The organism is Bacillus sp. MZGC1, from assembly GCF_002998605.1.
Classification (GTDB): domain Bacteria; phylum Bacillota; class Bacilli; order Bacillales; family Bacillaceae; genus Bacillus.
In genome coordinates this window covers 1-6,385 of the sequence record NZ_PVRE01000013.1, presented here as the reverse complement: position 1 = coordinate 6,385, position 6,385 = coordinate 1, and the positions used below count along the sequence as shown (strand labels likewise).

At 37.7% G+C, this 6,385-nt stretch carries 4 protein-coding genes; 2 read left to right on the top strand and 2 right to left on the bottom strand.

What is annotated here, in order from left to right:
- Positions 1-528: 528 nt before the first annotated feature.
- Complete coding sequence (locus C6Y06_RS19905) at positions 529-1,551, bottom strand: protein rep (protein WP_106036332.1); 1,023 nt, start codon at positions 1,549-1,551, stop codon at positions 529-531.
- A gap of 491 nt (positions 1,552-2,042) precedes the next feature.
- Positions 2,043-3,161, bottom strand: coding sequence for a response regulator aspartate phosphatase (locus C6Y06_RS19900; RefSeq protein WP_106036331.1), 1,119 nt, complete (start codon positions 3,159-3,161; stop codon positions 2,043-2,045).
- A 1,638-nt stretch (positions 3,162-4,799) separates the two neighbouring features.
- On the opposite strand from C6Y06_RS19900, the gene C6Y06_RS19895 reads away from it, so the two are divergent.
- Together C6Y06_RS19895 and C6Y06_RS19890 are read left to right on the top strand one after the other, a co-directional pair.
- Positions 4,800-5,273 (top strand): DUF3967 domain-containing protein, encoded by a 474-nt coding sequence (locus tag C6Y06_RS19895; protein ID WP_106036330.1) that lies wholly within the window; start codon positions 4,800-4,802, stop codon positions 5,271-5,273.
- A gap of 576 nt (positions 5,274-5,849) precedes the next feature.
- The gene (locus tag C6Y06_RS19890) at positions 5,850-6,272 is read left to right on the top strand and encodes a hypothetical protein (protein ID WP_141107227.1); all 423 of its coding nucleotides are present in this window, start codon (positions 5,850-5,852) and stop codon (positions 6,270-6,272) included.
- Positions 6,273-6,385: the final 113 nt, after the last annotated feature.

Here is a 6,385-nt window from a genome sequence, read left to right as displayed (position 1 = left end):
TTGGCTCTATTTAACTTCTAGATTTCCTATTTCTTTTATTCGAATCTACTAAAGCAAAAAAGGTCCTAAGTATTTCTTTAGGACCTTTTTTTTGCATTAGTAGATGAATTTCCACTATTTTTTTTTGGTATTTCGAAGTATCAGATATATAGCTGAAATCACAAACATAAATAAAAATGTACTCAACCAATTTATGTCAGTGCCAGTTAAAAACTTCACTAAAATAACAGTCAAGTAAATTACTACAAACAAAACAATATAGATTAACAAGTTTTTCAATGACCATCTCTCACTTGTTTTAGACATAATCTCACCTCTTTTAATAAACATATCAGAAAATGAAGTTCAAGAATTAAGATTCCCTCCTCACTTCTTCTTGAGGCAACCTTTCATTCTAACCAAATTGCTAAATCGAAGCCTTATATGCAAATACACTTAAAACCAAAATAATCAACGAACATAAAACAATCAATACACCTTTAATACTTCCCTTAAACATTAAACTATACCTCATATTATTTCGATTAATCAGGAAATTATATAATTTTTTATGCCAACATGCCAACGGGCCATGACTTCAAATGTCTCATTCGCAACCTCATCATCATCTTCAATTCTGACAAGATCCCCGTCTTCAGCATCCGTCAAATTCAGTTCCTTATGAATCTCTTTCAAGATCCCGCCGTAGCCGATCAATCGCCTGGCATTTAACGCATCATCCAAATAATAAACCGTATCAAGATTTTCCTCGGTCACTTCATTCCCACGTATCACATCAGTGTCTTTCACTGGATACTTAGAAATCTCTAGAATGGCTTTCTGCTCTTCCATTGCTTCGCGCACTTCTTTTTCAATCGCTTCCGCATCAATACTCTTTTTTCCTTTGACCCGCTGCACGTGCACAATAGGTGTATAATCCAACTTCATTGCACGCTTCCAAAGGCTTGTCCACTCTGCTTGCTTGATATAACGTTTACCAGTGAAATAGCTTCTTTTCACTGGAATTAGCACATGAAAATGAGGGTGATATGTATTTTGTTCATGATTTTTCGTAATCTCTAAGGCCCTAAAATATCCAAGAACTGAAGTTTTCACAACTTTATATCCAAACAATCGATTCCAAGCTTTCATCATATCCGTAATAGTCTGTTTCAGATCGTCCCCATCAACGTTTCTAACTGTCAACGTGAGAAATATCCATGCGGGCTTATATTCCCGATTAGCTTCTTCAACGATCAATTTATTATGATTTGCAATTTTTAACGACCTTCGCCACGCACACATAGAACATAACCTCACTTTACAGAAATAAGCATTTGATAATCGTAGCCTGCCTGTTTCAACATCTCTTCTAAACACAAGACATTCCGCACAATTACATACTTTTTCAGCTTTTTTCCCGTAATAAGGTGCACCGGTACGCTTTTCAAGTCCGTCATAATGAGCCGCCACAAGCGACGATCTCACCTTTTTTCCTCGCCAATCCCGCTTTTTACCTGTTGCGGTTTTGTCGTCAAGGATGCTATAATTTGATTCATCTGAATAAAACAAAGCAAAAAACTCCTTCTGCGCTAGTTCTCTAGCATTCTATTATTGTTGTGTGGTAACTCAATAATAGCAGATGGAGTTTTGTGCTGTCAAAATCGCTTTTAACCCTTGACACAACTGTATTTATAGCACTTTTTTAAAATTGAGTTGTTTCTAATAGTATCAAGATAAGAAAAGACACGATTCTGACTCCGTCAAAATCGCCCAAAAAGCTGGCGAAACCGCCATCTTTTTAAAAGATCAAAATCCAAAAACCTAAAAGACCAAAGACTAAACCAAATTTCCCCGCAGGGGGAGATTTTTTTTTGATTTTTTGACCATGCTGCACAACAAAAAAACAGACCCTAAAGGTCTGTCGATTTTCATGTTCCAAATCGAATACGATACATCATGTTGCATTCCTTGAAGCAACAGAAACGCTGTTATCTTGCGTCGCTAAACCATAAACTGGCGCAACAGCCACAGCTAAAATCAAAACGGCAGCCATAATTTTTTTAAACTTCATATTCAAAATCGCCCCTTTGAATCAGTTTCTGAACTTGGATCATCTTCCTGTAAAAAAATACAGAATCATCCAGTCGTTCTATGTCATTATAAAATCTTCCAGCCTCTAAAGCTAGGTCTTCTAAATAAGGATAACCACGACTATATAAAAGTTGATCAAATTTTTGATTGACTTCAACACTAGGCGAAACCGTCACATATAACTCATGAAGCACATTAAAAAGATCGACAAACATGTAATCATCATAATTTTCAGCATAACTTTTTCCTTTCTCACAATAATCAAGAGCTTCTTCTTTTCGTCCCTGCTTAAAGAAAATGATGGCCAAATCATAACAAGCTTGTACTACCTCTTTAGCACCGATCTTCTCGCCTAACTCTAATGCACGTTGGTAATATACTGTTGCTTTCGCAACATCATCTTGTTTATTAAAACAGTTTCCTAAATTCAACAAACCCTTAGTCGTAATGTAATCATGGCCAAGTGCAATAGATTCCTGTAAAGCTAGTTTCAAATGGGGAAGTGCCTTCTCATAACTGACCAGATCGTCATAATTTCCCGCAATCACGAATCTACACTGGATTAACCTAACTTGATATATACTGTTTGCCTTATAAGCATGATACGCCTGTTCAACATAATACATAGATAGATGTGTTTGCTTCATGTGATAAAAGATTTCTGCCATTTTGAAAAAGAACTCCGCACGCTCCAATTCATCAGCTACTTTATCAAGTTTTCTTTCAGCATAGCGATAAAATGTAATAGCTTTTATGTACTCCCCTTTAGAAAACTCATACATCCCTCTGAAAAAATTGAAGTAGTACTCCATAATACCAGTAAGCCTTTTTCCTTCACCTTCGACAGCTCTCAAATAATCAGCTTTGTTGACAGTATTTTTTGATGGATTTACGTATTCAAGCATCTGTTCATGGCGAAATTCCATTAGCTGAAAATAAAGAACAACCTGTTCGTCTTCCTCCATCAAATCTAGTTCATTCTTAACTTCGTTACGGAGAATCTCTGCATCTGTCACATTCAACCTTTTGATATGCCGATACCACTCATTAATCTTCTGACCAACCACAGGCGCTGCAATAGTTCCCATACCATCAATCCCCCGATACATCGCTTTTTTATGTTAAATCCTAGCACATGAAATACGGCTATAACTTGCTTGCGTTTCCATTTTTGAAAATTTTCGGTATCTCGCAAACGTTTTTTAAAATGAATTCAGCAGACAAAACAAAAAAACGCATTTAAAGCCCCTATAAGCGTTTTTGACTCATTCCCCTATTTCAATTACCTGAACAAAAATAAAAGCGTTCAGAATCGAATCTGAACGCTCTCAACGGCATTTTAGAATTACAGCCTCGGTATTTATATATATTTAATCATGCATCTTATCATCCAAATAAAAACGTTTCAAAATGAAAGCAGCCCAATCCATTGGTATGATTGGCTTCCACCAGTTTTCTAATACATTACTACCCCCCTGTTAGCATGGGGGGGTTCTCGTTTGGCTCTCGGTGCTCCGCTTTTCGTTGCCACTAAGGCGACTGTCGCCGCCTTCTCGCTTCGCACCTTCGCCAAACAATCATCTGAATAAAACACTCTCTTATTCTACCATCTCCACCAAAGTTTTTCATCAATTTCCCAACGGTACAATGCCCTGGCATTCTGCTTTGAACGGAGAGAAAACACACGTGCAACTTTTAGGTGCATAAGTGGGCACTGGTTCTCCAATGACTCTTTTCGGGCTCTGCCCAAACCCGCCAACGGTCAGCCCGTTGGATCGCAAATATTCAAACCCCCTACCCCCGATCTTCGGGGGATGCCCCTTCGGCTGGCGCAAACAAACGGGGTTTGTTTGAATCAATAGGCTTTGGATGTAGTGAATGAGTCAACTCCTTAATGCTCACTTTCGTTCCGCTTACCGTTGACTCATGCCGTATGTTTTTCACTCCATTTTTTAAACAGTAACGCTCCTTTTGAGTGCACACTTTTCCGAAACAACACAAAACAAACACGAACTTAATTCACCCATTATTGAACCCTTGTTGCGACTGGTTTTTTTGCAAAACGTTACCTTTCTTTGTGTGCAGTGCGCTCCTTTTCAAACACAAAACGTTACCAAACTTTCGTGAAAAAACCCTCGTTGGCTTTTCTAAAAACACGCACATTTTTTGGTGCGTATAACTGGGCCACTTTGACAAGTGATTGACAACTGGTCAATCATTTTCCATCACTGATCCGCCAGTGACCGGCTCGTTTTTCAGTAGTGATCGGGAAGTGATTACCTCAAAAATCGCCACTGCTGCAGGAGTGATTTCCACCACTTCTTTGGGGTCATTTTTTTGCTAGGCTTTGCCTAGTTCCACACCATAAGTGGGGACAAAAACCCCTTATGCTCTTCTCACTTTTCCTTTTTATGGTGTGGCAGATTTGCCGTTTCTGACACATCACCGCATTTTTCTCCTAAAAAAAGGTGTGTCAGTTTTTCATTTTTAGGCACATTCTTTTCAAAAATTGCAACCGCCACGAAACAAATCACCCTGTGATTTCAAGCATGAAATGGTTGCAGTTTTTCCTTATGCTCTTTTCACCTTTTCCCGAATGTCTCTAACGACACTTATTAAAATTTTTCTCTTTCAACCCGCTACGCAAAACAAAAACATTTTGCCTTTTGATCTAAGAGGGCGTAGCGTATACCGTAGCGAATGAATCATAAAGAGGTGAACCCGCTATGAAACCCGAAACCTACCTTTCTTCACAAGACATTGCAAACAAGCTCAATGTCTCCAGCGTCACGATACGCAAATACGCCGCCATGCTTGAGAAAAACGGCTATAATTTCGCCAGAGACAATAAGGGATGGCGTCAGTATAATGAGTCCGATTTATCCGCTATGGAGTATATATACACACACTCTAAATTAAGTGGTAAATCACTAGAAGAAGTAGCCAAACTTGTAGCGACCTTATATCGGTCAAACTTGTCTATATCGGATACCGCTACACCGCTACAAGATATCAATGTCGCCGATCTCATTCAAAGACAAGAGGAATTCAATCGGGCCATCCTAAAACGACTCGAACAATTTGAAGAACAACAAAAAAAGCGAGATGAAAATCTCATGCTCGCTTTGAAAGAATCCATTGAAACAAAAAAAATGATTGCTGCTGCTCAACAAAAAAAGTGGTGGCAATTTTGGAAATAGGACATCCATGAAAATGGCGCACTTATACACACCCCTGTGTGCGTGCTAAAATCTCTCGATTTCCGTCAAGCGTGTAAAGAAGAAGCCGACTTAATAGCCGGCTTCTTCTGATTCTTCAAACCACAATACAATGAACATCAAAGTACAAAAAATGAATGCTCCTAAATCCATCACATTAATTACAATCGTCATCACATTCACCTCCACAGTGAACGGATTCTACCACAAAAATATTCCTCAAAACGAAGCTCTAAAAAATAAAAAAAGTGATTGCGGACACCGCAACCAAAAAAGAAATTTTCCAATGAATTCCCAACTCTAAATCATTAAATGTTAGGATGAAAATATCCCCAAAAAAAGGAGTGATTTCTATAGAAACGGTGGTTTATAGTAAGCCAAAGCAATCCCAATACAAAAAAATAAAGGGAGGTTTTTAGAATTAAATATCAAATAAGTAAAATTATGTGCGCTTTTCTATCTATTGTATTAATGACTGTGTATCTGATTCCCGCAGCTAATGCCGCTACACCTAACGAATTGGACAAGTTAGACATCAGTGAACAAGAACTTTTAGACATGATTGATTTTATTGAAAACGAAGCTATTCAAATAGATAGTTACGGTAATGCAACGGTTAATCTAGAAGTAATAAAAAATAAGTTTGGATATATACCACAAGAATATATCGACTTCAATAATGCCAATAAAAACTTATATGAATGTGCTGCAGTTGAACCTTTTAATACTGTATCTACGTATGCAAAAGCACCAAAAAAAATGGAACCCAGTAAATATGACAAGTGCTTAACAAGAGAAATTAAAGCTCAGTGGAAGGATGCACTTGGTGTGTCAGCTTTCACAGCAGCAGTAGAAGCATTAGCTTCAGGACAGAAAATGAAAGCAGCTAAATATCTGATTAAAGCAGGAGCAAAAGGTGGTATCCACGGTCTTGTACTTACCTTGGGATGGATACAAATCAAATGTCTTGGCTCTATTTAACTTCTAGATTTCCTATTTCTTTTATTCGAATCTACTAAAGCAAAAAAGGTCCTAAGTATTTCTTTAGGACCTTTTTTTTGCATTAGTAGATGAATTTCCACTATTTTTTTTTG

Excerpts from the sequence above, each read along its gene's own strand:
- C6Y06_RS19900 (WP_106036331.1), bottom strand. The coding sequence starts at position 3,161 with ATGGGAACTATTGCAGCGCCTGTGGTTGGTCAGAAGATTAATGAGTGG.
- C6Y06_RS19895 (WP_106036330.1), top strand. The coding sequence starts at position 4,800 with ATGAAACCCGAAACCTACCTTTCTTCACAAGACATTGCAAACAAGCTC.
- C6Y06_RS19890 (WP_141107227.1), top strand. The coding sequence starts at position 5,850 with ATGATTGATTTTATTGAAAACGAAGCTATTCAAATAGATAGTTACGGT.